Origin of the sequence: Mesobacterium pallidum, assembly GCF_019966535.1 — a bacterium.
Taxonomy (GTDB): Bacteria; Pseudomonadota; Alphaproteobacteria; order Rhodobacterales; family Rhodobacteraceae; genus Mesobacterium; species Mesobacterium pallidum.
The window spans coordinates 1-21,636 of record NZ_JAIMID010000002.1; the positions used below are offsets into that span (position 1 = coordinate 1).

The following is a 21,636-nucleotide window of genomic DNA, read 5'->3' on the forward strand; positions in this document are numbered from 1 at the left end:
TCGACGACTTCGTCGATGACACAGATCTCGTCGCCCGCATCAAGGCCAAATCACCGCGGTAGCAACCGGCCGGTTACGGAAAAGGCGAATGCCGAGATCGAGCAATTTCTCTACGTCGCCTCGCATGACTGCAAGACCCCGGTGCGGGGCATCGGCTTTCTCCCCAACACAATCTGGAGGACCAGCTGGGCGGGCTTGGCAAGATCCCCAACGTGCAGGAGCAGTTCGGCATGATCCGCGAAAGTGTGATGCGCATGAACGACCTGACCACCGAAAACATGGAATTCTTCCGCGCCGGCACCCGCGACACCACGCCCGCGCAGGCGGTGCCGCTTGGGCAGATGATGGCCGATTGTGTCGCGGATATTCACCTGCGCCCCGACCAGGTGACCTGCACCGCCGAGACGGCCCAGGTCGCCTGCGATCCGCACAACTTCCGCCGCATCCTCGAAAACCTCGTCGGCAATGCCTTCAAGCACGATCCTGACCGGGACAAGACGCGGGTCGAGATCCGTCTGGCCGAGACCGGCGGCCGGCTGCCGATCGAGGTGGCGGACAACGGGCTCAGTATTGCGCCGGAATACCATGAGAAGATCTTTGACGTCTTCAAGACCTTGCGGCGTCCTGATGACCCGGAAAGCGCGGGGATCGGCCTGTCGAACGTGCGCAAGATCGTCGAGAATTACGTCGGCCGGGTCCGTGTCGGGTCGGTCGAAGGCCAGGGGGCGTGCTTCCGGTTCGACTGGACCCGGGACGCGGCACATGACGACACCCGCCTGGACGAGGCCGCCTGACATGCCCCGAAACCTGAATATCCTGTTGGTCGAAGACGACAAGTTCGACGTGATGATGTTCGAGCGCACGTTGCAGAAGACCGCGCCGGACGCGATCCTGCAAAGGGCCCAGGACGGGCAGGTCGGACAAGGTGAACTGGCCGTTCCCGGTGGTCGCCGACATCACCATGCCGCGCATGACCGGGGTCGAGCTGCCCGAGGCGCTGCGGGCCGAATGGCCCTGGCAGGATCGCGTGGTCTTCGTCCTGTCGTCGTCGGACAGCCGCGTCGACATCGCCCGTGCCTACGCGGCGCGCGCCACCGGCGACTTGCTCAAGCCCACCTCGAGCGACGGTCATACGTCGATCATGCGTTGGCTGCAGGATTGCTGGAGCGCCTGCGAGCCGCTGCTGCTGCGGGCCTGACCGGTCTTCACCGCTGGAAGATGTAGCTGCCCGGCGCCCTGGCCAGTACCGGGTACCCCTTGGCCGGCGCGCCCATGGCAGGCGGCGCGACGCGGCCGCTCGACTGTCGCGCCAGCCAGTCGGACCAGGCCGGCCACCAGGACCCGTCCTGCGGCGCCTGGCCGGCCAGCCAGGTGTCGGGATCGACATAGCGCGCGCCCGCGTCCCGGTGCCCGATGCGGTAGTGCCGATGCGGATGGCCCGGTTCGCTCAGGATGCCGCCGTTGTGACCGGAACTGGTCAGCACGAAGGTGAAATCGCAATCGGTGAACAGCCGCGCCTTGTAGACCGATTTCCAGGGCGCGATGTGGTCGCTTTCCGTGCCGACCGCGAACATCGGCACCGCAATGTCCTTGAGCGCGATGACCCTGTCGCCCACGGCAAAGCGCCCCGCCGTCAGGCGATTTTCGAGGAACAGGCTGCGCAGGTATTCCGAATGCATCCGCGCCGGCATCCGGGTCGTGTCGTTGTTCCAGACCGTCAGGTCCGAGGCGAGATCCTCCTTGCCCAGGAAATAGCGTCGCACGGCGCGGGCATAGATCAGGTCCTCGGCGCGGATGGTCGCGAAAGTGCGGCTCATCTGCGGCCGGTCGAGGTAACCTTGCGACCACATCAGGTCCTCCAGAAAAGCCACCTGGCTCTCGTCGAGGAACAGCAGCAGCTCGCCCGCCTGCGAGAAATCGACCTGCGCCGCCAGCAGCGTGACCGAGGCGAGCCTTTCGTCCCCGTCCCGCGCCATGGTCGCCGCGGCGATCGACAGGATCGTGCCGCCAAGGCAATACCCGGTGGCATGGATCTTGCGATCCGGCACGATGGCGCTGACCGCATCCAGCGCCGCCATGACGCCGCGGGCGCGGTAATCCTCAAGCTCGAGGTCAGCCTGCTCGGCCGTCGGGTTGCACCACGAGATCGCGAAGACGGTGAACCCCTGCCTCACCAGGTAGCGGATCATCGAGTTCTGCGGCGAGAGGTCGAGGATGTAGTACTTCATGATCCAGGCCGGGACGATCAGCACCGGCTCGGACTGCACTGTCTCGGTCGTGGGCGTGTACTGGATCAGCTCGAACAGGTCATTGCGAAAGACCACCTGCCCCGGCGTGCAGGCGAGGCGTTCGCCCAGTTGGTAATCTTCGGGCGGCTCTGGATGCGCCTGGGTCAGCGTGCGCATCATGTCTTCGGAGAAATGCCGCGCCCCCTCCACCAGGTTGCGCCCCTTGCAGTCGATGGTCTGGCCAATGATCTCGGGGTTCATCACCGGCAGGTTCGAGGGCGAAACGACATCGAGCGCCTGCCGCACGAGAAACTTGACCCGGTCGGAATTGTCCGGGCTGAGCCCGCGCATCGGGTCGGTCGCGTGGTCCCACCAGTCCTGTGTGGCTAGAAACCCCTGCTGCCAGGCACTGAACGGCATTCGCGACCAGCCGTCGTGGGTGAAGCGATGGTCATAGCTTTTCGGCTTGAACGGCGGCTCGGGCGCGGCATCGTATTGGCTCCGCAGCAGGTGCTCCCAGACCTTGGCGCCGTTGCGCAGGGCGCGCTCGCCCAGCTCCATTTGACGCCCCGGCGCACGCGACAGGTGCAGCGCCCAGTCGCTCCAGGCCTCGAGCATGGAAAAGGGCGACACGCCGCCGGTGGTGCGGGCGACGACTGACCGGACCATCCGGTCGATGTCGTCATAAGGATGCGCGCGGGGCGCCTCTGCTGCGGGCGAGGCCACGCGGGCAGGATCGGGGGTCGGCAGATCGCGGGGCATGGCTGAGGTGTCCTGGCGCAGGGGAAGTGTTGTCGGCGGCAGTCTAGGCCGCATCGCGGCGCGGGCCTTGATCCATGTCATCACGGGCCGCGCAATTAAATTTCGCGCAACCCGCTTCCCTTCCGCCCGAATCCCGCTACACTCGAATCTGAAAACGTTCAGCGTTAAACGATTGCCTGAGGGAGGGAAGCCAATGGCAGCGCGACGCGCCAGTGCAAAGACCGCCACACCCAACGTGTCGGCCGAAGAGCTGACCGGGTATTACCGCGACATGCTCCTGATCCGCCGGTTCGAGGAAAAGGCCGGCCAGCTTTATGGCATGGGCCTGATCGGCGGATTCTGCCACCTCTACATCGGCCAGGAAGCGGTCGTCGTCGGCCTGGAAGCGGCCGCCGAAGAGGGCGACAAGCGCATCACCTCCTACCGCGACCACGGCCACATGCTGGCCTGCGGCATGGACCCGAACGGCGTCATGGCCGAGCTCACGGGCCGCGAGGGCGGCTATTCAAAGGGCAAGGGCGGCTCGATGCACATGTTCTCGAAAGAGAAGCATTTCTACGGCGGCCATGGCATCGTCGGCGCGCAGGTGCCGCTGGGCGCCGGGCTGGCCTTTGCCGACCGCTACCTCGGGAACGGCCGCGTCACCTTTACCTATTTCGGCGATGGCGCGGCGAACCAGGGCCAGGTCTACGAGACGTTCAACATGGCCGCTCTCTGGTCGCTGCCGGTGATCTTCGTGATCGAGAACAACCAGTACGCCATGGGCACGGCGCAGAAACGGTCGACCTCGACCGAGGATATCCACACCCGCGGCGCCCCCTTCGGCATCCCCGGAGAGATCGTGGACGGCATGGACGTGCTGGCGGTCAAGGAGGCCGGCGAGAAGGCCGTCGCCCATTGCCGCGCCGGCAAGGGGCCGTATATCCTCGAGATCAAGACCTATCGCTACCGCGGCCATTCCATGTCGGACCCGGCCAAGTACCGCACCCGCGAAGAGGTGCAGAAGATGCGCGAAGAGCGGGACCCGATCGAGGCGGTGCGCCAGATGCTGCTGACCGGCGGCCGCGCCACCGAGGACGACCTCAAGGCCATCGACAAGGACATCAAGAAGATCGTCAACGACAGCGCCGAGTTCGCCAAGGACAGCCCCGAGCCGGCGCTGGACGAGCTCTGGACCGACATCTACGCCGACACGGCACCGCAGGAGGCCTGACGCATGGCAACGCAAATTCTGATGCCCGCGCTCAGCCCGACCATGGAGGAAGGCACGCTTGCCAAGTGGCTGGTCAAGGAGGGCGACACGGTCTCGAGCGGTGACATCATCGCCGAGATCGAGACCGACAAGGCCACGATGGAGTTCGAGGCCGTGGACGAGGGCGTGATCGGCAAGATCCTCGTGGCCGAGGGCACCGCCGGCGTCACGGTCAACACCCCCATCGCGGTGCTGGTCGAGGACGGCGAGGATGTCCCGGCCGAGGCCGAGACCGCCAACCCCGCCCCGCCGGAACAGGCGCCGGCGGAAAGCGCCGCCGCGCCTGTCGCCGCCGCCCCCGCCGCGCCTAAGGTGGCGCGCACGCCCGACTGGCCCGAGGGCACCGAGCTGCGGACCCAGACCGTACGCGAGGCCCTGCGCGACGCCATGGCCGAGGAAATGCGCAGCGACGAGCGGGTCTTTGTCATGGGCGAAGAGGTCGGCGAATACCAGGGCGCCTACAAGATCACCCAAGGCCTGCTGGATGAATTCGGCCCCAAGCGCGTGATCGACACGCCGATCACCGAACACGGCTTTGCCGGCATCGGCGTCGGTGCGGCTTTCGGCGGGCTCAGGCCCATCGTCGAGTTCATGACCTTCAACTTCGCCATGCAGGCCATCGACCAGATCATCAACTCGGCCGCCAAGACGCTGTACATGTCCGGCGGCCAGATGGGCGCGCCCATGGTCTTCCGCGGCCCCAACGGCGCGGCGGCCCGCGTCGGCGCCCAGCATAGCCAGGACTACGCGGCCTGGTATGCCCATATCCCGGGGCTCAAGGTGGTGCAGCCCTATTCCGCCTCGGACGCCAAGGGCCTGCTGAAATCGGCGATCCGTGACCCGAACCCGGTGATCTTCCTCGAGAACGAGATCCTCTACGGCAAGAGCTTCGACGTGCCGGTCCTCAAGGATTTCACCGTGCCCTTCGGCAAGGCCCGGGTCTGGCGCGAAGGGTCCGACGTGACCCTCGTCAGCTGGGGCATCGGCATGACCTACGCGCTGGAAGCGGCGGAAAAGCTCGCCGCCGAGGGCATCGAGGCCGAGGTGATCGACCTGCGCACGCTCCGTCCGCTCGACTACGACACGGTGATCGCCAGCGTACAGAAGACCAACCGCTGCGTGACGGTCGAGGAAGGCTTCCCCGTCGCCTCGATCGGCAATCACCTGTCGGCCTATATCATGGAGAACGCCTTCGACTATCTCGACGCGCCGGTGATCAATTGCACGGGCAAGGATGTGCCCATGCCCTATGCCGCCAACCTCGAGAAACTGGCGCTGGTGACCACCGACGAGGTGATCGCGGCGGTCAAGAAGGTGACGTATCGGTGACGGACAGTTCGGCGATTTTCGACGACATTCCCGGCGACGATGACAAGGGGTTCGGCCCCTTCATGGTCAAGCATTTCCGGTCGCTGTCGGCTGGTGACAAGTCCGTGTTGCACGCAGCACTGCAAGAAGAACAAGGACGCCCGATCCTGACGACGTCAACCAGGTCGGCTAACCATAAATTGTGGCACATGTTCCAACGGATCGGCTGGATGGAGGAACGCAACATCCGCGAACTGATGCCTGATCTGCCACCCGATGCCCCGTTGCGTGCGTACCAGCTAAGCGACTTGGGAATGGCCTCTTTGCCTCATTTCATTTCACACGCCGCCCGAGCGAATCCGGTCTAAGGAAGCGAAGCGATGCCCACCGAAATCCTCATGCCCGCCCTTTCCCCCACGATGGAGGAAGGCACCCTCGCCAAGTGGCTCGTGAAGGAAGGCGACAGCGTCTCCTCGGGCGACCTGCTGGCCGAGATCGAGACCGACAAGGCCACGATGGAATTCGAGGCGGTGGACGAAGGCATTGTCGGCAAGATCCTCGTCCCTGCGGGCACGGCGGCGGTCAAGGTCAACACCCCTATCGCGGTCCTGCTGGACGATGGCGAAAGCGTCGATGACATCGGCAGCAGCGCAACGCCAAAGGCCGAGGCCGCGCCAGCGGCCGAGGCCCTCCCGGCGACGGCGTCAGCCGGCGCAACGCCGCAGGCGACGGCGTCAGCCGGCGCAACCGCTCAGGCGGCCCCGGCTCCGTCTGCGCCCGCCGCATCGGATGGCAGCCGCATCTTCGCCTCTCCGCTGGCGCGCCGCATCGCGGCCGACAAGGGACTGGACCTCAGCCAAATCACCGGCTCCGGCCCCAAGGGCCGCATCGTCAAAGCGGATGTCGAAAACGCCCAGCCGCAAGCCGCCGCACCGGCTGCTGCCCCAGCGGCCAAACCCGCCACCGCCGCAGCCCCTGCCCCCACCGGCCCCTCCGCCGATGCCATTGCCAAGATGTACGCGGATCGTGAAACCACGGACGTCCCGCTCGACGGTATGCGCAAGACCATCGCCGCGCGCCTGACCGAAGCGAAACAGACCATCCCGCATTTCTACCTGCGCCGCGACATCAAGCTCGACGCGCTGATGACCTTCCGGGCCGAGCTGAACCACCAACTGACCGGGCGCGGGGTGAAGCTGTCGGTCAACGATTTCATCATCAAGGCCTGCGCCAACGCCCTGCAACAGGTGCCGGATGCCAATGCCGTCTGGGCCGGCGACCGGATCATCCGTCTGACCCCCTCGGACGTCGCGGTTGCCGTGGCGATCGAAGGCGGGCTCTTTACCCCCGTGCTGCGCGACGCGCATCACAAGTCGCTCTCGGCCCTGTCCTCCGAGATGCGCGACCTTGCCCACCGCGCCCGCGACCGCAAGCTCGCCCCGCATGAATACCAGGGCGGCAGCTTCGCCATCTCGAACCTCGGGATGTACGGGATCGACAATTTTGACGCCGTCATCAACCCGCCGCACGGGGCGATCCTTGCCGTCGGTGCGGGCGTGAAGAAACCGGTGGTGAACGATGCGGGCGAGATCGAGGTGGCGACGGTCATGTCCGTGACGCTCAGCGTCGATCACCGGGTCATCGACGGCGCGCTCGGGGCCGAGCTGCTGAAGGCCATCGTCGAGAACCTCGAGAACCCGATGGTCATGCTGGCCTGAGAGCAAGCAGGGGGCCAGCCCCCGTCCGCGCCACGGCGCGGACTCCCCCGGAGTTTATCGGCAAGATGAAGGGCGGATCAGACGCCTGGCCGGACGGTTGCGCGTGACGATCACGACCGATGAGAGGGGCCTGCCCCTCGCGTGGAGGGCGCGGCATAAAATGAGGCGAGGGGATCTGCCCCTCGCGCCGAGGGCGCGGCATGCACTAAGGCGAGGGGCTGTGCCCCTCGCGCTCCCCGGGATATTTATGGAAAGATGAAGCAGGATCAGAGCGCCGCGTAGAACGCAGCGCCCAGGATCACCCCTCGTGGCCGCGGCAGCCGGTGAGGCGCTGGTTCATGTCGCGCGAGGGCTGGTCGCAGCCCGCCTCGCCCACGATCTTGGCCGGAACGCCCGCGACGGTCTTGCAGCAGGGCACGTCCTCGAGCACCACGGAGCCCGCCGCGATGCGCGAGCGGTCGCCGATGCGGATATTGCCCAGCACCTTGGCGCCTGCGCCGATCAGAACGCCGTCACCGATCTTGGGGTGGCGGTCCTGCTCTTCCTTGCCGGTGCCGCCCAGGGTCACCGAGTGCAGGATCGACACGTTGTCCCCGACCACGGCGGTTTCGCCGATGACGATGGAGTGGGCGTGGTCGATCATGATTCCCTGCCCGATCCGGGCCGCCGGATGGATGTCGACGCCGAAGACCTCGGAGACGCGCATCTGGAAGAAATAGGCCATGTCCCGGCGCCCCTGCAGCCAGAGCCAATGCCCCACGCGATAGGCCTGGATCGCCTGGAAGCCCTTGAAATAGAGCAAAGGCTGCAGGAACCGGTGGCAGGCCGGGTCGCGGTCATGCACCGCCACGATGTCGGCGCGCGCCGCCATCGACAGGGCAGGATCCGTGGCATAGGCTTCGTCGCAGATTTCGCGGATCAGCTGTTCGGACATCTCGCCCGAGGCGAGCTTGAGCGCGATGCGATAGCTCAGCGCCCGTTCGATCGTCCGGTGGTGAAGGATCGACTGGTGCATCATGCCGCCCAGCAGCGGCTCTTCGATGACCGCGCCCTCGGCCTCGGTCAGGATGCGGGACCAGACCGGGTCCAGCTCTGCAATCTTTGCGCGTCTTTCGGCCATCGGTGACCTCCTTTTGCCCGTCCCGACCATATCAGATAGGTGTGTTACGGGGAAACGCAAAGGTGTGATAGGGGGGATCAGGAAAAATGAATACAGCCGGAGCAGAAGAATTCCGCGCGCTGATCGCGGCGCGGCTGGCCGATCTGGATGCCGAGGACGCGCTGGGACAGGCCGGGCAGGCCACGGTCGAGCTGGACCAGCAGGCCGTCGGGCGCCTGTCGCGGCAGGATGCGTTGCTGTCGCAGAGCATGGCGCGCGCAACGCAGGCCCGGCGCGACGCCCAGCGCACGGGGCTGACGGCAGCGCTGCACCGGCTTGACGCGGGAACGTTCGGCTACTGCGAAGATTGTGGCGACGACATCGCCCCGGGTCGCCTGCGGCTCGACCCCACGGCGCAGCTCTGCGTCGACTGCGCCCGGGGCTGAGCCGCCTCGGACCGCCAGCGCGCGAGTGTCTCAAAGACCAGCTCGAGGCAGCTGCAATAGTCGGCGTCCGACAACTCCGGCTCATCCGCCAGCACCCGCTTGCGCGCGGCACTCATCAGCGTGCCGTCCCCCCAGAGCGGATGCACCCGCCCCAGCCGCCGCACGTAGCGGTCGGCCCAGTCCGCCTCGCGGATCACCTGGGCACATAGCGCGGCCCGTCTCTCTGGCGCGGATCGCCGAAGGACCCGCGCCAGGCTTGTCACGTCGCCATGCAGCACCCGGCGCATCAGATCGACAGGAAACCCGAGGCGAAAGGCCCCGGCCCGTAGATCGCCGAGACCTGCGCCACCTGGAACTCCACGTTGCCGAAGGCACCGTCATTCGCGGCGTCGGCCTGGCTGTAGCTCCAGCTCGTGCCCGATTGCGTATGCTCGCGGAACACCTGGCCGCCGATGAGTACCCGGATCATGTAACGCTCGGCCTCCTCGTTCAGCGGCACCTCAGGCGACTCCCAGCTGTCGCCGCCGATGCGGGTCCGGCGCACCCAGCTCATCTGCACCGTGCCGGCCGCGTCCTGGACAAGCCGCAGGTGCGAGGGTCGGTAGGGCCGCAACCCGTTGCCCTTGAAGGCCTGCACCAGGTGCACATAAGTCGGATCGTCCACCGACCGGCTGGCGGGCCCAAGACGGAAATGCCGCGCCAGGTCCCGTGTCGCGAGCCCGAGGTCGATCTGCTCGGGGATCCCGTCCAGCGCGATGACCCAGGACCCGGCTGGCCAGACCTCGGGCATGAAGGCGTCCGTGCCAAGCTGGCCGCGCAGCCGGTGCGACAGCAGCCAGGTGTCCTCCGCGATCAGCGCGGCGTCACGGAACTGGATCAGCTCCCACCCCTCGGCCGAGCCATCGCCGATCGCCAGCAGGTTGCCCCCCGCCAGCAGCTGCGCATCGGTGATGCTCTCAACCTCGCCCGACAGCATCTTGACCTGCAGCGCCGTGCCGCGATCTACCAGCCCGTGCGAGGCAAAGGCCAGCGGCGTCTCGGTCACCCCGATCCGGGCCTGCGCCCCGAGGATCGCGTTCAGCGCGTAATCCGAATCGATCACGCTGTCGAATAGCGCCACGCTGCCCGGCCAGGGGTCCGCCGTCACGGCCAGGTGGGGCGCATGGGGCACCTCTTCGCCCGTCAGCAGCGGCAGGTCGAGGAAGAAGGGCACCACCGGCACCGGCGCGGCAAAGGCGGTCAGCGACACGCCGTCGTCCGGGTAGGTCGAGGCCTGGTAGATCGATGGCTCGATCCGCACCGCCTCGACGATCTGGCTTGGCCCCTGTTCCACGCTGTCGACGCGGTAGAGATCGCTTTCTGCGCCCAGTTGCAGCACGTCCCCCGGCCCCACGCGCAGCATGGATGGCGGCAGGGCGATCCGCGCGCTGTCGCGTGCCAGCCGCGCCTCGGCCAGCCAGCGTTCGACCGTCTCACGCCCCTCCGCGCGGGTCATGACCAGCGGCACTTCGGACTGGCTGACGGCATGGGTTTCGACTTGGGGCAGCACGGCCTCTTCGGCGACCACGTCGTAATCGCCATCGGCCTGGACAAAGCGCAGACGCACCCGGCCCGACAGCTCGAGCGCCGCGCCACGCGAGCGCTCGACCGTGCCATCCAGCTCCTTGCTGCGCGCCACTTCGGTTTCGTCGATCACGGTGGGGAACAGCCCGTCGCGGGTCAGGAAGGCGAGCGTGCCGTCCCGCTCCACCGCGTCGAAACCGTAACGCAGCATCAGCGGTTGCAGCGCCGCCCGCGCCTCGCCCACCTGGTCGAAGGTGTAGCCCCGCACGTAGCCAAAGAGCCGTGAGGTGTCATAGGACGCCAAACCCGCGCGGTCGCAGATCTCGGCCACCAGTGAATCCAGCGGCCGGCCCGAGGTGCGCCCGTTCAGCCAATGCCCGCGCGAGTAGTTGTCGCCATCGTCCCAGAGGTCCCGGTTGCCCGGGAACCACGGGTAAGGCCGCGCATCCCAGGCCCAGACGAAACAGCGCGACATGTCGAGCATCTGCCCGGCATATTCCTCGCTCTGGGGGTTGTTCGCGGGATCGGTCCAGTAGCTGAACATGGCGCGCAGGTATTGCGCCTGCATCAGCTCGTCCCGCCGGCCGTTGGAATACTTCGGCAGCTTGCTCTCGCTCGACTTGGGGTCGAGGAACTTGTTCGGCTGGTTGGTGCCCTTGTCGATGGCCGCGCAGCCGATCTCGGTGAACCAGATCGGTTTCTTCTGCGGTTCCCAGGCCGTCGGCAGGTCGGCGCGCACGCCATCCACCCGCTCGAAATGCAGGTTCGACCACCAGGCGCGGATGTCCTTGTAGCGCCAGATCCACGGCTCGTCATGGGCGCCGTCCGAGATCGGCGTGCGGATCTGCGCATCCGAGGCCTGGTCATGGGCGTAGTACCAGTCGTATCCCTCGCCGCCCTCGATGTTCGAACGCAGGTAGTCGAGGTCATAGATCGACCGCCATCCGTTCTCGGCATCGAGATGATCGTCGCCATCGCGCCAGTCAGACAGCGGCATGTAATTGTCGATCCCGATGAAATCGATCTCGTCATCCATCCAAAGCGGGTCGAGGTGGAAATAGCGGTCCCCCGTCCCCTCGGGGATGTAGCCGAAATATTCCGACCAATCAGCGGCATAGCCGATCTTGACCTCGGGCCCCAGCAGGGCGCGCGCCTCGACCGCCAGCGCCTTCAGGTGCTGCACGGCCACGAAGACATCGCCCGCCCCGCGGATCTGCGTCAGGCTGCGCATCTCGGACCCGATGCAAAAGCTGTCGACGCCCCCCGCGGCCGCGCAAAGCGCAGCATTGTGCAGGATGAACCGGCGGTAAGACCATTCGTTCGGACCGGAGTAAGTCACCACCCCGTCGCCCACGGTGAAATCGTTGGCCGAAGCGGTGCCGAAGAAGGCAGTGACCTCGCCATCCGCCGCCGCCGTCCCGTCGGGCGAGCCATCCCGGCCCGGCGCCACCGACAGCGTGATCCGCCCGCGCCAGGGCAGCACGGGCTGGTCGTCCGCGCCGCTCCAGGGGTCGGTGAGGCCGTTTTCTGGCACCTGCTCCATCAGCAGGAAAGGGTAGAACATCACCGCGATGCCCCGGTCCGCCATGTCGCGGATCGCCTCGACCACAGCCGCGTCCGCTGGCGTGCCGCCATAGGCCGCGCGCCCGTCAACTTCCACCACCTCCTGCGCCTGCGCGCGGGTCAGCCCCGAGACGGTCCAGGGCATCCCCGCCCCGTCGAACTCGGCCTGCTCGACCTTGGGCCGCATCTCGCAGAGCCCGCAACGCAGGTCGCTGCCGAACCAGCTGACGATCAGGCTGGCAGCGCCGCAATTGGGCAGCTCGCCTTGCAACTGCGCCATCGAGGCGGTGAAATCCGTCACCCCCTGTGGCTGGTTCACGTTGGCGGCCGATTTCTTGCCCTGGCCGAAGTCGTAAAAGACCTTGGACGTGGCCAGCGAATATTCCCCCGTGCCCGGCATCAGCGCGACGCCCTGCACGCCATGGGCCACCTCGTCCGCCGCGCCTGCCTGTTCGGCCGGGACCGGGCGCGTCACCTCGAAACTGAACTGCGGCACCCGGTTGCCGAACCGCTCCAGTTGCAGGTCCTCGAAGACAACATAGGCCGTGCCGCGATAGGCCGGCACCATGCCCGCGCCCTCGACCGCCTCGATCTTTGGGTCGGGCATCTGCGCCTGATCGCCCGGATAGACGCGCATGTTCAGATCCTCGGGCGCCAGCTCCTCGCCATCCGCCCAGATCCGGCTGATATGCGTGATCTCGCCCTCGCAGAGCGCGACGGCGAGGCTGACCGAGTAAGTATAGGTCTTGGTCGTGACCTTCGGCTGGCTCGTGCCCTTGCCCGAGCCGCCCGATTTCTTGGTCGAGACCTTCTCGCGGAACGCGCTCGACCAGATCACCTGGCCGCCGATGCGCACCCGGCCATGGGCCTGCGCGATCGCCTCGCCCTCTCCGACCGAGGTCAGCCGCAAGCGGTCCACGCGGCCGGTCTCGACCACCTCGCTGCCCTGCCCCATCAGCCGCTGGTCGATCACCCGCCCCAGCGAGGCGCCGACAAACCGGCCCACCGCCGTGGCCGACAGCCCCAGCAGCGTGCCGCCAAAGGACGACCCGATCGCCGCACCGGCCGCGGAAAGAATGATCGTCGCCATGTCTCAGTTCCTTTCGGGAAAACGGAATCGCGCCACGATGCGGCGCGCCCAGGGCGCGGTCAGCGCGCTCTCGACGACCCCGTGGCCGGTGTAGGAATGAATGAACGTCGGCACAGCACCCGTCTCGGCCGCGATCCCGACATGTTTCGCCACCGCCCCGCGCCGCATGCGGAACAGCAGCACGTCGCCGGGCTGCGGCTTGGACACGGGCATGAGATGCGCAAGGGCCGCCCGCCACAGTCGCTCGTCGCCCTGCGGTTCGGACCAGTCGCGCGAATAGGCGGGCACGGCGACCGGCTCGGGGCCGATCACCTCGCGCCAGATCCCGCGCAGGAGGCCAAGGCAATCTGCCCCCCCGCCGCGCGTGCTTGCCTGGTGCACATAGGGCGTGCCCAGCCAGCCCCGCGCGGCGGCGACCACGTCGGCGCGCGGGCCGGTCATCGTCGGCTCCCGCCTGAGAGGTCAGCGGCGCGGCTGGGGTGCAGCATCACCCAGTCGTCCTCGGGGATGTCCGGGAAGCCCTGGAAGTTCAGCACGTTGGCGAACTTCAGCCGGCAGGTGTCGAACCGCTTGTCGCAACCCGCCCGCAGCCGCACCTGGTCGCCCGCGATGATCTCGGCGCGCAGCGGCTCCCACAGCTCGATCACCCGCTGGCCGTCCAGCGTCTCGTCGCGCTTGATCGCACCGGTCAGCCCCTTGGCCGCGCCCAGCAGCACCTCGAGCGAGCCGCGCTTGAACCATTCCGCGTCGAACCCGCCCAGCGGCGCAAAGTAGAAGGTCCGCCGCCCGTCGATGGCCAGCGGGAAGACATCCGTGACATAGCCCGGCGCATCCAGGTCGACCCCGCAAGCGGCATCCCCCAGCACGGCCGTGCAGGGCTTCTGGTAGACCCGGCCCAGCGGGCGGTTCAGCAGGGCCGAGAGCCCCCGGATCTCGGCATGAAACGCGCCGTCGCCACGGCGGATCTCGCCGATCGTGCCGCGAAACAGCGCCGTGCGCTGCGACACGTCGGCCCAGTTGACCCGCCAGGCCACCACCTCGGCGCCATCATAACGACCCGCCTCGATATCGGCCTCGGTCAGGGCGGCATCGGTCAGCGCGCCCATCGCCTCGGTGTTGTCCACCGACAGGCCGGTGGATTGCTGCAAGGCCAACGCCGACAGCCCGGTGTCGGGGCGAAAGACCAGCCCCTCGAATTCGAGCGCCCGGTCATGGTCGGTAAAACCATAGCGCGTACCATCGGCGCGGGTGATCGACCAGGCATGGGCCAAGGTCGTCACGCCGCTGTCCAGATGTTCCTGGAACTCCAGCGAAATCGGCATCAGATCCGCACCTCCACGACAGGCACGTTGGGCACTTCGCCCGCCTGGAACGACGCGACCGAAGTCTGGATGACATCCGTATCGAACCGCACAGGCACGTCGAACTCGAACCCGGCCGTTACCTCGACCCCCACCTCGGGCGCGATGTCGAAGGTCACGATCCCGGTCGCGGTGTCGACGGTGTAATGCAGTGCCTCCTGCATCTCGTCCCCGCCGATGCCGACGCGCACCGTGCCGGCGACCGGCTTCTTGATGGGCCGTGCGTAGCTGTGCGTGCCCGACACATAGGTCCGGGTCAGCTGGAACTCGCGCGTCACCCCATCGCCCAGGGCGATCACCTGGTCGTCGTAACGCACCTGGCTCACACTCGGCTTGCAGGACCGGTAATCAGACCAATCCTTCCAGCGAAACCCATAAAGCTGCCCCCGCCGCGCCTCGAAGAACGCGATCAGGTCGTCAATATCGTCGAGCGAACGCAGCCCGACCCCCGCGTCGTAGCGGCGGCGGGAATGCGCCCAGGGGGTGTTGCGTTCCTCGAACCCGTTGGCCAGCGTGACCACGGTGGTCAGCCGTTCGGGCCCACCGACCGAGCCAAAGCTCAGGTTGGCCGGAAATCTGATCTCGTGAAAGTTCATGGCATTCTCCGATCAGCGGTTGCGCTGGCCACGGCCAAGGGCGCGGCCCATCTGGGCGGCGATCTGGCTCTGGCTGCGACGGAACCCCTCGACGTCGGGGGTCTGGATGTTCATCACCACATGCACCGCGCCGCCGCCCTGGGCGCGCACGCCCAGCCGGCCGTCTGCGCCGCGGGTGAGCGGCATGATCGCCTCGGGGCCGGCCTCGCCCATCAGGCCGGTGGCGCCGCCTCGCATGCCGAAGGTGGTCGGCCCGCTCACCACGCCGCCGGTGGCGAACGGCACCACACGGCCGCTGGTAAAGGCGCCGCCCTTGGCAAAGGGCTGCATGGGGCCAAAGATCGCGCCGACGCCCTGCGCCAGCATGCCGCCCAGATGGTCGGCCACGGGGCGAACTGCGGCGTTGTAGGCCGCGTTGACCATGGTCTGGCCGATGCCGCGCAGCGCGTCGCCCAGCGTGGCGCCATCGAGGATCACGTCGTCGATCGCCCGCTTCACGCCCGAGGACAGCGTGCGTTCCAGCCGCGCGGCCCCCCTGTGCGTCTCGTCGAAGGTCGCATGGATGCGCTTCAGCTCGGCATCGAAGCCCGCCGCCATCCCGGCCGCCTGGCCCAGCGACAGCTCCAGCGCCTCGACCTGCTGATCGAGGTTCTCAATTTCCGTCTCAATCGCCATCGGTCATACCTCCGTTCGTGTCCGGGAAGGCGGCCATCAGCTCGTCCAGCCGCCCCCGGTCCAGCGGGCGACCGCGCGTGTCGGTGCCCAGCAACATCTTCAACTCCGCCGGGGTCAACGCCCAGAACTCGACCGGCCGCAGCCCCAGCCCGTGCATCGCGGCCCGCATCAGGGCGGGCCAGTCGAACCCTTCGCTCATGCGCTCTCCCCCGGCGTCATGAAGGCACGCGCCAGCAGTTCCGCCGCGGCCTTGCTTGCCGCCAGCGGCCCGCCTTCGACGGTCGCCGTCAGCAGGTCGCGCGCCTCGCCTTTCCAGCCGCCGCCGCGCAAGCCGGCCACGATCAGTGCCAGCACATCGCGCGCGGCATACTGCCCCTCTTCGAAGCGCCGGATCAGGCCGACCAGGCTGTCTTCCCCCAATCCGGCTTCCAGCTCGGCCAGCGCGCCGAGGGTCAGGCGCATCTCGTGCGCCGTCCCGTCGATCACCAGCCGCACCTCGCCCCTCCACGGATTGGACATCGGCTTACAGCGCCACGAAGGTCAGCTGCCCGGCCGAGGCCAGCGCCAGCTCGTAGGACGCCTCGCCGTCATGGCTGCCGGCATATTCCAGGCTGGTGACCTGGAACGCGCCCTCGACCGTGCCGAAATCGGGAATGATGACCTGGAACTCCGGCGTCTCTCCGTCGAAAAAGATCTGCCGCGCGCGTTCATCCGTGCCTTCGTCCTTGAAGACGCCCGAGCCCGAGATCGACGCGCTTTTCACGCCCGCGCCGGACAACAGCTCTCGCCAGCCGCCCGCGCTTTCCAGAGAGGTCACGTCCACGCTCTCCGCGTTGAAGCTCACCCGCGTGGCGCGCAGCCCCGCGATCGTCTCGAACTGACCGTCGCCGGTCAGGTCCACCTTGATCAAAAGATCCTTGCCGTTCTGGGCCGCCATGGCTCTCACTCCATTCCGTGGTTGCGTTTGAATGCTGTTCAGTCGTCTTCGACACGGGCGCGAAAGCGCAGGTCGATGCGGCGCACCCCGCCGGTCTGCTCGCGGCTTGCCGCCGCGCGCAGGAAATTCATCGACACGACCCGCCCCCGGCTCAGCACCGGGGCCTGCCCATGCAGCGCGTCGCTGATCGCGGCGGCCGCCTGCTTGGCGCGGGAAAAGCCGTCCAGTTCCGTGACGACCGACACGACAAAGGTATGCTCGGCCCCGTCTCCGGTCTTGTCGGACCGGTCGCGCGCGATCTCGTCGCCCAAGGTGACGTAGATCGACGGCAAGGTGCCCGGCGGCACCGCGTCGTAGATGTCGCTGCCGACGATGGCCGACAGCGCCGCGTCGCCCACCAGCGTGTCGTAGATGGCCGCCTGCAGGGCCGCGCTGACTCCGTAGCTCATGCCGCCAGCTCCTCTTCGGCGAAACAGACCAGGTAGCGGGCCGTCGGGTCCGCCTCGGTCACCGCGTCGATACGGTAGACCCGCGGGCCCTCGCGCAGGCGCTGGCCGGGCAGCGGCCGGGTCGTGTGGCCCACGGGCGCGCCGCGCACCACGATCCGGTAGGAGGTGGTCGACACCTTGGCCCCCTCGCCCGCCGCATCGCGGCCCGTGCGCGGATTGACCTCGGCCCAGAGCAGCCCCAGCACGGTCCAGCTCTCGGTGAACCCGCCCGCCCCGTCGGCGACAAAGCCGCGCTCCTCCAACGCCAGCTGGCGGTTGAGACGCGGGGCCATCATGCCAGCCCCCCGAAAAGACGCATCACCCGGTAGCGCTCGATCAGGCTGGTGACGCCAAAGGGCATGCAGCCGGCGCTCAGGCTCGTCTCGTCGCGGTATTCGTAGTAATGCGCGGCCAGCAGCATCACCGCCTGCACAAGGTCGGAGGGCAGCGCCTCGACCGTGGCGGCATAACCCGCGTCAAAAGCAATCTCGACGGAGCCGCCGGTCGGGATGTAGGGCAGCGCGCCCACCACCGGCACCAGCTTCGGCCGCTGCGCATCGCGCTCCAGCCGGTAGTTCCCGGGCGCCCAAAGGGTCTCCGCCCCGGTCCCGTCGATCAGCGTGACGCCGGTCACAGCGGTCACGGGCGCCACGGGCAGCACCTGGCAGGACCCGTCGCGCCATTGCGTCAGCGTCCAGGAAAACGCCCGCTCGATCAGGATCTTGCCCGTCCGCGCCTCGATCGCGGCGACGGCCGCCCGCAGGAAGCCCTCGAGCACCGCGTCCTGCACGTTGCCCTCGGCGAACCCGGTGCCCAGCCGCAGATGCGCCTTGAAGGCGTCGACCGGCAACGCGGCCTGGCCTATGGTCGTTTCCTCGATCAGCATCATGGTCTCTCGTCTCCGATAAATCCGGTCCCCCGCCGGGGTCTCAAAGGTCGGGCGCGCACCGCTCGCGTCGCTCGGACGGAGGGAAGCAGCTAGACAACGCAAGCACCCGGCGCGCGCCCTCCCGGGGGCGGTTGCCCGCCCCCGGTCCGGTCAGGCCTTAGCTGGCCGAGAACTTCAGCAGCTTGATCGCGGCATAGTCGGTCACGCCCGCGCCCACGCGCTTGGAGGCGTAGAACAGCACGTTCGGCTTGGCCGAGAACGGGTCGCGCAGCACGCGCAACTCGGGACGCTCGACGATGGTGAACCCGGTGCCGAAATCGCCGAACGCGATCGACAGCGATCCGATGGCCACGTCGGGCATGTCCTCTGCGACCAGCACCGGGTAGCCCAGCAGGTGCGCCGGCTCGCCCGCGCCGATGCCGTCGGTCCACAGAAACCGGCCGTCCTGGTCCTTGAGCTTGCGCACCTCGCCCGCGGTCTTCGAGTTCATCACGAAGGTCGCGTTGGCGCGGTAGCGGGCGCCCAGCGAATAGACCAGGTCGATGACCGCGTCGCCACTGCCCAGGCCGCCATCGACGCCCGTCGGGACGGTGCCCAGCGTGCCCCAGGCCCAGCTGTCATTGTCGACCGTCGCGTTGTTCAGCAGGCCGACCGGCTTGCCGAAGCCATCGCCGACCAGAAAGGCGGCGTTCTCGGCACGGGCGAACTTGTCCGCGATGCGCTCGGCCAGCCAGGATTCCACGTCGAAGGCCGCGTCATCCAGCAGGCGCTGCGAGGCTTTCGGCATGGCCGACAGCTCGTGCAGCGGGATGTTGATCCGCTCGAAGACCGGCGTGCCGGTCTCGGCCGTGGGCGAGGTCTCGTCGGCCCAGCCTGCGCCGACATCCGAGGTATCGACCAGCGCGTCGTAGGACGAGCTTTCGATGTGAACGACGTTCGCGACCTGGCGGATCGACACGGTCGATTTCAGGACCGACGACACCGTCTCCGAGGTCTGCGGATCGACCAGGTAGCCGCCATCGGCGCCGGTGATCTGGTGCATCGCCTTGCCCTCCAGCTCGATGCCGCGCAGCGCGTCGTCATCGCCCGAACGGACATAGGCGTCGAACGCCTTCTGGTGGGGGGCGCCTTCGTCGACGCTGCGGGCCAGCGCGGGACGCGCCGGCGCGAAAGATTTACGATCAAGCATGGTCAGTCGCTCTTCCTGTTGTTGAAGCCTTGTATGAATGTCGGCCCGGAACTCCTTGAGATCCCGCGTGAAGTCCGCTACGGCGCTCTTCACTTCCTGGATCGGAGACAGATCGCCCCCGTCCGCGGCCTTAACCTCGGTTTTCACCATCATCGGTTGCCTCTGCTGAGTGTGGGTCCGCGCGCCGTCAGTCGCGCGCCAGGGTCAGACGCGCGTCCCTCAGGGCCGCCGCCAATTCGCGCAGGGGCGCATCGGTCAGGGGCTCATCCCCCTTGGCCGCCACCCGCGCACTGGGCAGCATCGGGAAGGTGACAAGCGACACCTCCCAAAGCTCCAGTTCGGTCAAGAGCCGCTGGCCCTTGTCGTTCTTCACGGCCCGCCGCGTGCGGTAGCCGATGGAAAGCCCCTCGATGGCGCCGGCCGCGATCAGCGCGGCGGCCTCGCGGCCCTTTTCGATGCTGTCGAGGATGCGGCCCTTGACGAACAGGCCGCGCGCGTCCTCGCGCACCTCGTCCCAGATGCCGATCGGCTGGGCCGGGTCGTGCTGCCACAGCATCTTGACCCGGCGCCCGGCTGCCTTGAGGCCCGCGAGCGAGCTCAGGTAGGCGCCCTTCTGGACGACATCCCCGCCCTGGTCGACCTCGCCGAAAAAGCTGGCATAGCCTTCGATCAGGGTGCCATCGGTGACGGTCAGCCCCTCGCCATCGAGGCGGCAGAACTTGTGCTCGAGCCCGGTATCCATCTGAAAATTCCCCATGTTTCAGTTCCCCGTTTACTGGCCGGTGATCTGCAGCAGTTCCTGGAACCCCTGCGCCAGGATCGCCGCGACCACCCCGTAGACGGTCAGCCACAGCCGTTTCTCGAGCCGCTCCATCATCGCCTCGATGCGGTGCAGCCGATCGTTCAGCGCCTCGAGCTGCACCCGCACCAGTTGCTCATGCGCGGCCAGCTTCAGCCCCGGCCCGCAGTCGAATTGCGGATAGCCTGCCTTGGGCTCAGCCATTGCCGCCGACCTCCAGCGCCGGCAGCCCCAGCAGCGCGCGCTTCTCGGCCTCGGTCAGGAAACTCGCCTCGCTGATCCGCTTCCACTGGCTCTCGCGCTCGGCCGCCAGCGCCGGCACCTGGTCGAGGTCGGCCTTCAGCTCGATCGCCTCGCCGGCATGATCGCTCAGCCAGTCGCTCACCGTCGCGGTGACCTTGGACACCAGCGGCAGCACGGTCAGGCGATAGAAGGCCCGGTGCGCCTCGGCATAATTGGCATAGGTCGCGTCGCCGGGAATCCCCAGAATCATCGGCGGCACGCCAAAGGCCACGGCGATCTCGCGGGCGGCGGCCTCCTTGGTCTTCTGGAACTCCATGTCGCTGGGGCTGAACCCCATCGGTTTCCAGTCGAGCCCGCCTTCCAACAGCATCGGCCGCCCGGCATTGCGCGCGCCCTGGTGATAGCTCTCCATCTCGTCCTGCAGGCGTTGGTACTGGTCGGCGGACATGGCGCTCTGCCCGTCCACCCCGCGCCAGACCAGCGCGCCCGAGGGCCGCGCCGCATTGTCCAGCAGCGCCTTGGACCAGCGCGACGCGCTGTTGTGCACATCCAACGCCTGGGCCGCGGCCTGCATCGGGCTCAGCCCGTAGTGGTCGTCCTGCGGATGGAACGCCTTGACGTGGCAGATCGGGCTGACCCCGGCGCCAAGATCAAAGCGGTGCTTGCGCCCGCCGACCCGGTATTCATAGGCCACCGGCCAGCCATCGGCGCCGGGCACCAGGCTCATCCGGTCCGACCGCAGCACATGCAGCTCAAGCGGCACGCCCGGATCGCCCACCGCTTCAAGGTAGGCGTCCCCCGACAGCAGCAGCTGGCCATAAAGCGCCTCGAAGAGCTCGGCCCGCCCCTGAGCCGGGTTCGGACGCCGCACCAGGCTCAGCATCGGATGGCTGTCATAGCGCTGCTGTGCATCCTGCAGCACCAGCGGCACAGCGGCGGCGGCCTCGGCGATCAGCTTGACGGCGCGAAAGCCGACCGGGTTGCCGGCGAAGCCGGTCTTGGTCAGCGACACCGTGTCCCGCGGGCTCCAGGCCACCCGGCCGGACCCGGCAAGCGCCATCAGCCCGCCGGTCGCGCTCGCCTTGTGCTCCGGGGCTGCCTCGGTCTTCCGCCGCAGAAAATCAAACATGCGCTTGGCTCCTCGATCCTTGCCGGGCCGCGCTTCGGCGCCCCTCTCGTTCGGTTGAGCACACTTTGCCGCAAATCCTTCAAAGCCCCGTAAGCCCCCCGCGCGCACCCCGCCAAAAACCGCGCAACACCCGAACTTTCGCAAGCATTTTCAACAGGAAAAAGATCCCTCTTCATCTTTCCCGCAAACTCCGGGGAGCGTGAGGGGCTGGCCCCTCATTCCGCCAACAACCACAGAACGCCTCCGGCGGGAGTATTTGGGGAAAAGTGAAAGCTGGGCCCCGGACACGAACACCAACGCC

Annotated in this window: 25 protein-coding genes; 7 read left to right on the plus strand and 18 right to left on the minus strand. The window is 67.5% G+C overall.

The annotated features are described in order from the left end of the window. Positions 1-230 precede the first annotated feature (230 nt). Positions 231-794 (plus strand): sensor histidine kinase, encoded by a 564-nt coding sequence (locus MF270_RS02780; protein WP_238364341.1) that lies wholly within the window; start codon positions 231-233, stop codon positions 792-794. A 131-nt stretch (positions 795-925) separates the two neighbouring features. Beyond that, positions 926-1,198 (plus strand): response regulator, encoded by a 273-nt coding sequence (locus MF270_RS02785; RefSeq protein WP_238364342.1) that lies wholly within the window; start codon positions 926-928, stop codon positions 1,196-1,198. Between the two features lie 7 nt (positions 1,199-1,205). Here MF270_RS02785 and MF270_RS02790 read toward each other — a convergent pair whose 3' ends face one another. After that, on the minus strand, positions 1,206-2,990 hold the full coding sequence (locus MF270_RS02790) for a PHA/PHB synthase family protein (protein WP_238364343.1): 1,785 nt from the start codon (positions 2,988-2,990) through the stop codon (positions 1,206-1,208). Positions 2,991-3,183: 193 nt separating this feature from the next. Here MF270_RS02790 and pdhA point away from each other — a divergent pair, with 193 nt between their 5' ends. From pdhA to MF270_RS02810, 4 genes are read left to right on the plus strand one after another with little or no spacing between them, the layout of a single operon-like run. Next, complete coding sequence (gene pdhA / locus MF270_RS02795) at positions 3,184-4,203, plus strand: pyruvate dehydrogenase (acetyl-transferring) E1 component subunit alpha (protein ID WP_238364344.1); 1,020 nt, start codon at positions 3,184-3,186, stop codon at positions 4,201-4,203. A gap of 3 nt (positions 4,204-4,206) precedes the next feature. Next, positions 4,207-5,571 carry a pyruvate dehydrogenase complex E1 component subunit beta gene (locus MF270_RS02800; RefSeq protein ID WP_238364345.1) on the plus strand — a complete coding sequence of 455 codons (1,365 nt, stop codon included), beginning with the start codon at positions 4,207-4,209 and terminating at the stop codon, positions 5,569-5,571. Beyond that, the gene (locus tag MF270_RS02805; RefSeq protein WP_238364346.1) at positions 5,568-5,918 is read left to right on the plus strand and encodes a hypothetical protein; all 351 of its coding nucleotides are present in this window, start codon (positions 5,568-5,570) and stop codon (positions 5,916-5,918) included. Before MF270_RS02800 ends, MF270_RS02805 begins: the two co-directional genes overlap by 4 nt. A gap of 12 nt (positions 5,919-5,930) precedes the next feature. Beyond that, complete coding sequence (locus tag MF270_RS02810; protein ID WP_238364347.1) at positions 5,931-7,268, plus strand: pyruvate dehydrogenase complex dihydrolipoamide acetyltransferase; 1,338 nt, start codon at positions 5,931-5,933, stop codon at positions 7,266-7,268. 298 nt (positions 7,269-7,566) lie between these two features. Here the strand turns inward: MF270_RS02810 and cysE are convergent, their stop codons facing one another. Next, a complete protein-coding gene (gene cysE / locus MF270_RS02815) occupies positions 7,567-8,388 on the minus strand; it encodes a serine O-acetyltransferase (RefSeq protein ID WP_238364348.1) in 822 nt (273 codons plus the stop codon). Between the two features lie 86 nt (positions 8,389-8,474). Here cysE and MF270_RS02820 point away from each other — a divergent pair, with 86 nt between their 5' ends. Beyond that, positions 8,475-8,813, plus strand: coding sequence for a TraR/DksA family transcriptional regulator (locus MF270_RS02820; RefSeq protein WP_238364349.1), 339 nt, complete (start codon positions 8,475-8,477; stop codon positions 8,811-8,813). On the opposite strand, the gene MF270_RS28485 is transcribed toward MF270_RS02820, so the two are convergent. From MF270_RS28485 to MF270_RS02895, 16 genes are all read right to left on the minus strand, one after another. Further along, a complete protein-coding gene (locus MF270_RS28485) occupies positions 8,723-9,100 on the minus strand; it encodes a DUF7742 family protein (RefSeq protein ID WP_472850380.1) in 378 nt (125 codons plus the stop codon). The genes MF270_RS02820 and MF270_RS28485 overlap by 91 nt on opposite strands. Then, a complete protein-coding gene (locus MF270_RS02825; protein ID WP_238364350.1) occupies positions 9,100-13,029 on the minus strand; it encodes a baseplate multidomain protein megatron in 3,930 nt (1,309 codons plus the stop codon). The genes MF270_RS28485 and MF270_RS02825 overlap by 1 nt, the downstream gene beginning before the upstream one ends. A 3-nt stretch (positions 13,030-13,032) precedes the next feature. Then, the gene (locus tag MF270_RS02830; RefSeq protein WP_238364351.1) at positions 13,033-13,470 is read right to left on the minus strand and encodes an NlpC/P60 family protein; all 438 of its coding nucleotides are present in this window, start codon (positions 13,468-13,470) and stop codon (positions 13,033-13,035) included. Beyond that, positions 13,467-14,351 carry a DUF2163 domain-containing protein gene (locus tag MF270_RS02835; protein WP_238364352.1) on the minus strand — a complete coding sequence of 295 codons (885 nt, stop codon included), beginning with the start codon at positions 14,349-14,351 and terminating at the stop codon, positions 13,467-13,469. The genes MF270_RS02830 and MF270_RS02835 overlap by 4 nt, the downstream gene beginning before the upstream one ends. Beyond that, positions 14,351-14,986: a DUF2460 domain-containing protein gene (locus MF270_RS02840; RefSeq protein WP_238364353.1), complete on the minus strand. Its 636-nt coding sequence runs from the start codon at positions 14,984-14,986 to the stop codon at positions 14,351-14,353. Before MF270_RS02840 ends, MF270_RS02835 begins: the two co-directional genes overlap by 1 nt. Before the next feature lie 12 nt (positions 14,987-14,998). Next, entirely contained in the window at positions 14,999-15,661 is a 663-nt protein-coding gene (locus MF270_RS02845) for a phage tail tape measure protein (RefSeq protein ID WP_238364354.1), read from the minus strand. Continuing rightward, the gene (locus MF270_RS02850) at positions 15,651-15,860 is read right to left on the minus strand and encodes a rcc01693 family protein (RefSeq protein WP_238364355.1); all 210 of its coding nucleotides are present in this window, start codon (positions 15,858-15,860) and stop codon (positions 15,651-15,653) included. Before MF270_RS02850 ends, MF270_RS02845 begins: the two co-directional genes overlap by 11 nt. After that, positions 15,857-16,180: a gene transfer agent family protein gene (locus MF270_RS02855; protein WP_238364356.1), complete on the minus strand. Its 324-nt coding sequence runs from the start codon at positions 16,178-16,180 to the stop codon at positions 15,857-15,859. Before MF270_RS02855 ends, MF270_RS02850 begins: the two co-directional genes overlap by 4 nt. Before the next feature lie 4 nt (positions 16,181-16,184). Beyond that, positions 16,185-16,598: a phage major tail protein, TP901-1 family gene (locus MF270_RS02860; RefSeq protein ID WP_238364357.1), complete on the minus strand. Its 414-nt coding sequence runs from the start codon at positions 16,596-16,598 to the stop codon at positions 16,185-16,187. A 38-nt stretch (positions 16,599-16,636) separates the two neighbouring features. Next, complete coding sequence (locus MF270_RS02865; RefSeq protein ID WP_238364358.1) at positions 16,637-17,047, minus strand: DUF3168 domain-containing protein; 411 nt, start codon at positions 17,045-17,047, stop codon at positions 16,637-16,639. Beyond that, positions 17,044-17,382, minus strand: a complete 339-nt coding sequence (locus MF270_RS02870) for a head-tail adaptor protein (protein WP_238364359.1) — start codon at positions 17,380-17,382, stop codon at positions 17,044-17,046. Before MF270_RS02870 ends, MF270_RS02865 begins: the two co-directional genes overlap by 4 nt. Next, positions 17,379-17,975 carry a head-tail connector protein gene (locus tag MF270_RS02875; RefSeq protein WP_238364360.1) on the minus strand — a complete coding sequence of 199 codons (597 nt, stop codon included), beginning with the start codon at positions 17,973-17,975 and terminating at the stop codon, positions 17,379-17,381. The genes MF270_RS02870 and MF270_RS02875 overlap by 4 nt, the downstream gene beginning before the upstream one ends. Positions 17,976-18,132: 157 nt before the next feature. Continuing rightward, on the minus strand, positions 18,133-19,314 hold the full coding sequence (locus MF270_RS02880) for a phage major capsid protein (protein ID WP_238364815.1): 1,182 nt from the start codon (positions 19,312-19,314) through the stop codon (positions 18,133-18,135). A 37-nt stretch (positions 19,315-19,351) separates the two neighbouring features. Beyond that, a complete protein-coding gene (locus tag MF270_RS02885; protein ID WP_238364361.1) occupies positions 19,352-19,921 on the minus strand; it encodes an HK97 family phage prohead protease in 570 nt (189 codons plus the stop codon). Positions 19,922-19,936: 15 nt separating this feature from the next. Then, positions 19,937-20,167 carry a GTA head formation protein, RCAP_rcc01685 family gene (locus MF270_RS02890; protein WP_238364362.1) on the minus strand — a complete coding sequence of 77 codons (231 nt, stop codon included), beginning with the start codon at positions 20,165-20,167 and terminating at the stop codon, positions 19,937-19,939. Then, positions 20,160-21,335 carry a phage portal protein gene (locus tag MF270_RS02895; RefSeq protein WP_238364363.1) on the minus strand — a complete coding sequence of 392 codons (1,176 nt, stop codon included), beginning with the start codon at positions 21,333-21,335 and terminating at the stop codon, positions 20,160-20,162. The genes MF270_RS02890 and MF270_RS02895 overlap by 8 nt, the downstream gene beginning before the upstream one ends. Between the last annotated feature and the right edge of the window lie 301 nt (positions 21,336-21,636).

What these genes read in the sequence shown, in the direction of transcription:
- MF270_RS02780 (WP_238364341.1), top strand. Translation starts at nt 231, where the DNA reads ATGATCCGCGAAAGTGTGATGCGCATGAACGACCTGACCACCGAAAAC.
- MF270_RS02790 (WP_238364343.1), bottom strand. Translation starts at nt 2,990, where the DNA reads ATGCCCCGCGATCTGCCGACCCCCGATCCTGCCCGCGTGGCCTCGCCC.
- pdhA (WP_238364344.1), top strand. Translation starts at nt 3,184, where the DNA reads ATGGCAGCGCGACGCGCCAGTGCAAAGACCGCCACACCCAACGTGTCG.
- MF270_RS02800 (WP_238364345.1), top strand. Translation starts at nt 4,207, where the DNA reads ATGGCAACGCAAATTCTGATGCCCGCGCTCAGCCCGACCATGGAGGAA.
- MF270_RS02810 (WP_238364347.1), top strand. Translation starts at nt 5,931, where the DNA reads ATGCCCACCGAAATCCTCATGCCCGCCCTTTCCCCCACGATGGAGGAA.
- cysE (WP_238364348.1), bottom strand. Translation starts at nt 8,388, where the DNA reads ATGGCCGAAAGACGCGCAAAGATTGCAGAGCTGGACCCGGTCTGGTCC.
- MF270_RS02820 (WP_238364349.1), top strand. Translation starts at nt 8,475, where the DNA reads ATGAATACAGCCGGAGCAGAAGAATTCCGCGCGCTGATCGCGGCGCGG.
- MF270_RS28485 (WP_472850380.1), bottom strand. Translation starts at nt 9,100, where the DNA reads ATGCGCCGGGTGCTGCATGGCGACGTGACAAGCCTGGCGCGGGTCCTT.
- MF270_RS02825 (WP_238364350.1), bottom strand. Translation starts at nt 13,029, where the DNA reads ATGGCGACGATCATTCTTTCCGCGGCCGGTGCGGCGATCGGGTCGTCC.
- MF270_RS02830 (WP_238364351.1), bottom strand. Translation starts at nt 13,470, where the DNA reads ATGACCGGCCCGCGCGCCGACGTGGTCGCCGCCGCGCGGGGCTGGCTG.
- MF270_RS02835 (WP_238364352.1), bottom strand. Translation starts at nt 14,351, where the DNA reads ATGCCGATTTCGCTGGAGTTCCAGGAACATCTGGACAGCGGCGTGACG.
- MF270_RS02840 (WP_238364353.1), bottom strand. Translation starts at nt 14,986, where the DNA reads ATGAACTTTCACGAGATCAGATTTCCGGCCAACCTGAGCTTTGGCTCG.
- MF270_RS02845 (WP_238364354.1), bottom strand. Translation starts at nt 15,661, where the DNA reads ATGGCGATTGAGACGGAAATTGAGAACCTCGATCAGCAGGTCGAGGCG.
- MF270_RS02850 (WP_238364355.1), bottom strand. Translation starts at nt 15,860, where the DNA reads ATGAGCGAAGGGTTCGACTGGCCCGCCCTGATGCGGGCCGCGATGCAC.
- MF270_RS02855 (WP_238364356.1), bottom strand. Translation starts at nt 16,180, where the DNA reads ATGTCCAATCCGTGGAGGGGCGAGGTGCGGCTGGTGATCGACGGGACG.
- MF270_RS02860 (WP_238364357.1), bottom strand. Translation starts at nt 16,598, where the DNA reads ATGGCGGCCCAGAACGGCAAGGATCTTTTGATCAAGGTGGACCTGACC.
- MF270_RS02865 (WP_238364358.1), bottom strand. Translation starts at nt 17,047, where the DNA reads ATGAGCTACGGAGTCAGCGCGGCCCTGCAGGCGGCCATCTACGACACG.
- MF270_RS02870 (WP_238364359.1), bottom strand. Translation starts at nt 17,382, where the DNA reads ATGATGGCCCCGCGTCTCAACCGCCAGCTGGCGTTGGAGGAGCGCGGC.
- MF270_RS02875 (WP_238364360.1), bottom strand. Translation starts at nt 17,975, where the DNA reads ATGATGCTGATCGAGGAAACGACCATAGGCCAGGCCGCGTTGCCGGTC.
- MF270_RS02880 (WP_238364815.1), bottom strand. Translation starts at nt 19,314, where the DNA reads ATGGTGAAAACCGAGGTTAAGGCCGCGGACGGGGGCGATCTGTCTCCG.
- MF270_RS02885 (WP_238364361.1), bottom strand. Translation starts at nt 19,921, where the DNA reads ATGGGGAATTTTCAGATGGATACCGGGCTCGAGCACAAGTTCTGCCGC.
- MF270_RS02890 (WP_238364362.1), bottom strand. Translation starts at nt 20,167, where the DNA reads ATGGCTGAGCCCAAGGCAGGCTATCCGCAATTCGACTGCGGGCCGGGG.
- MF270_RS02895 (WP_238364363.1), bottom strand. Translation starts at nt 21,335, where the DNA reads ATGTTTGATTTTCTGCGGCGGAAGACCGAGGCAGCCCCGGAGCACAAG.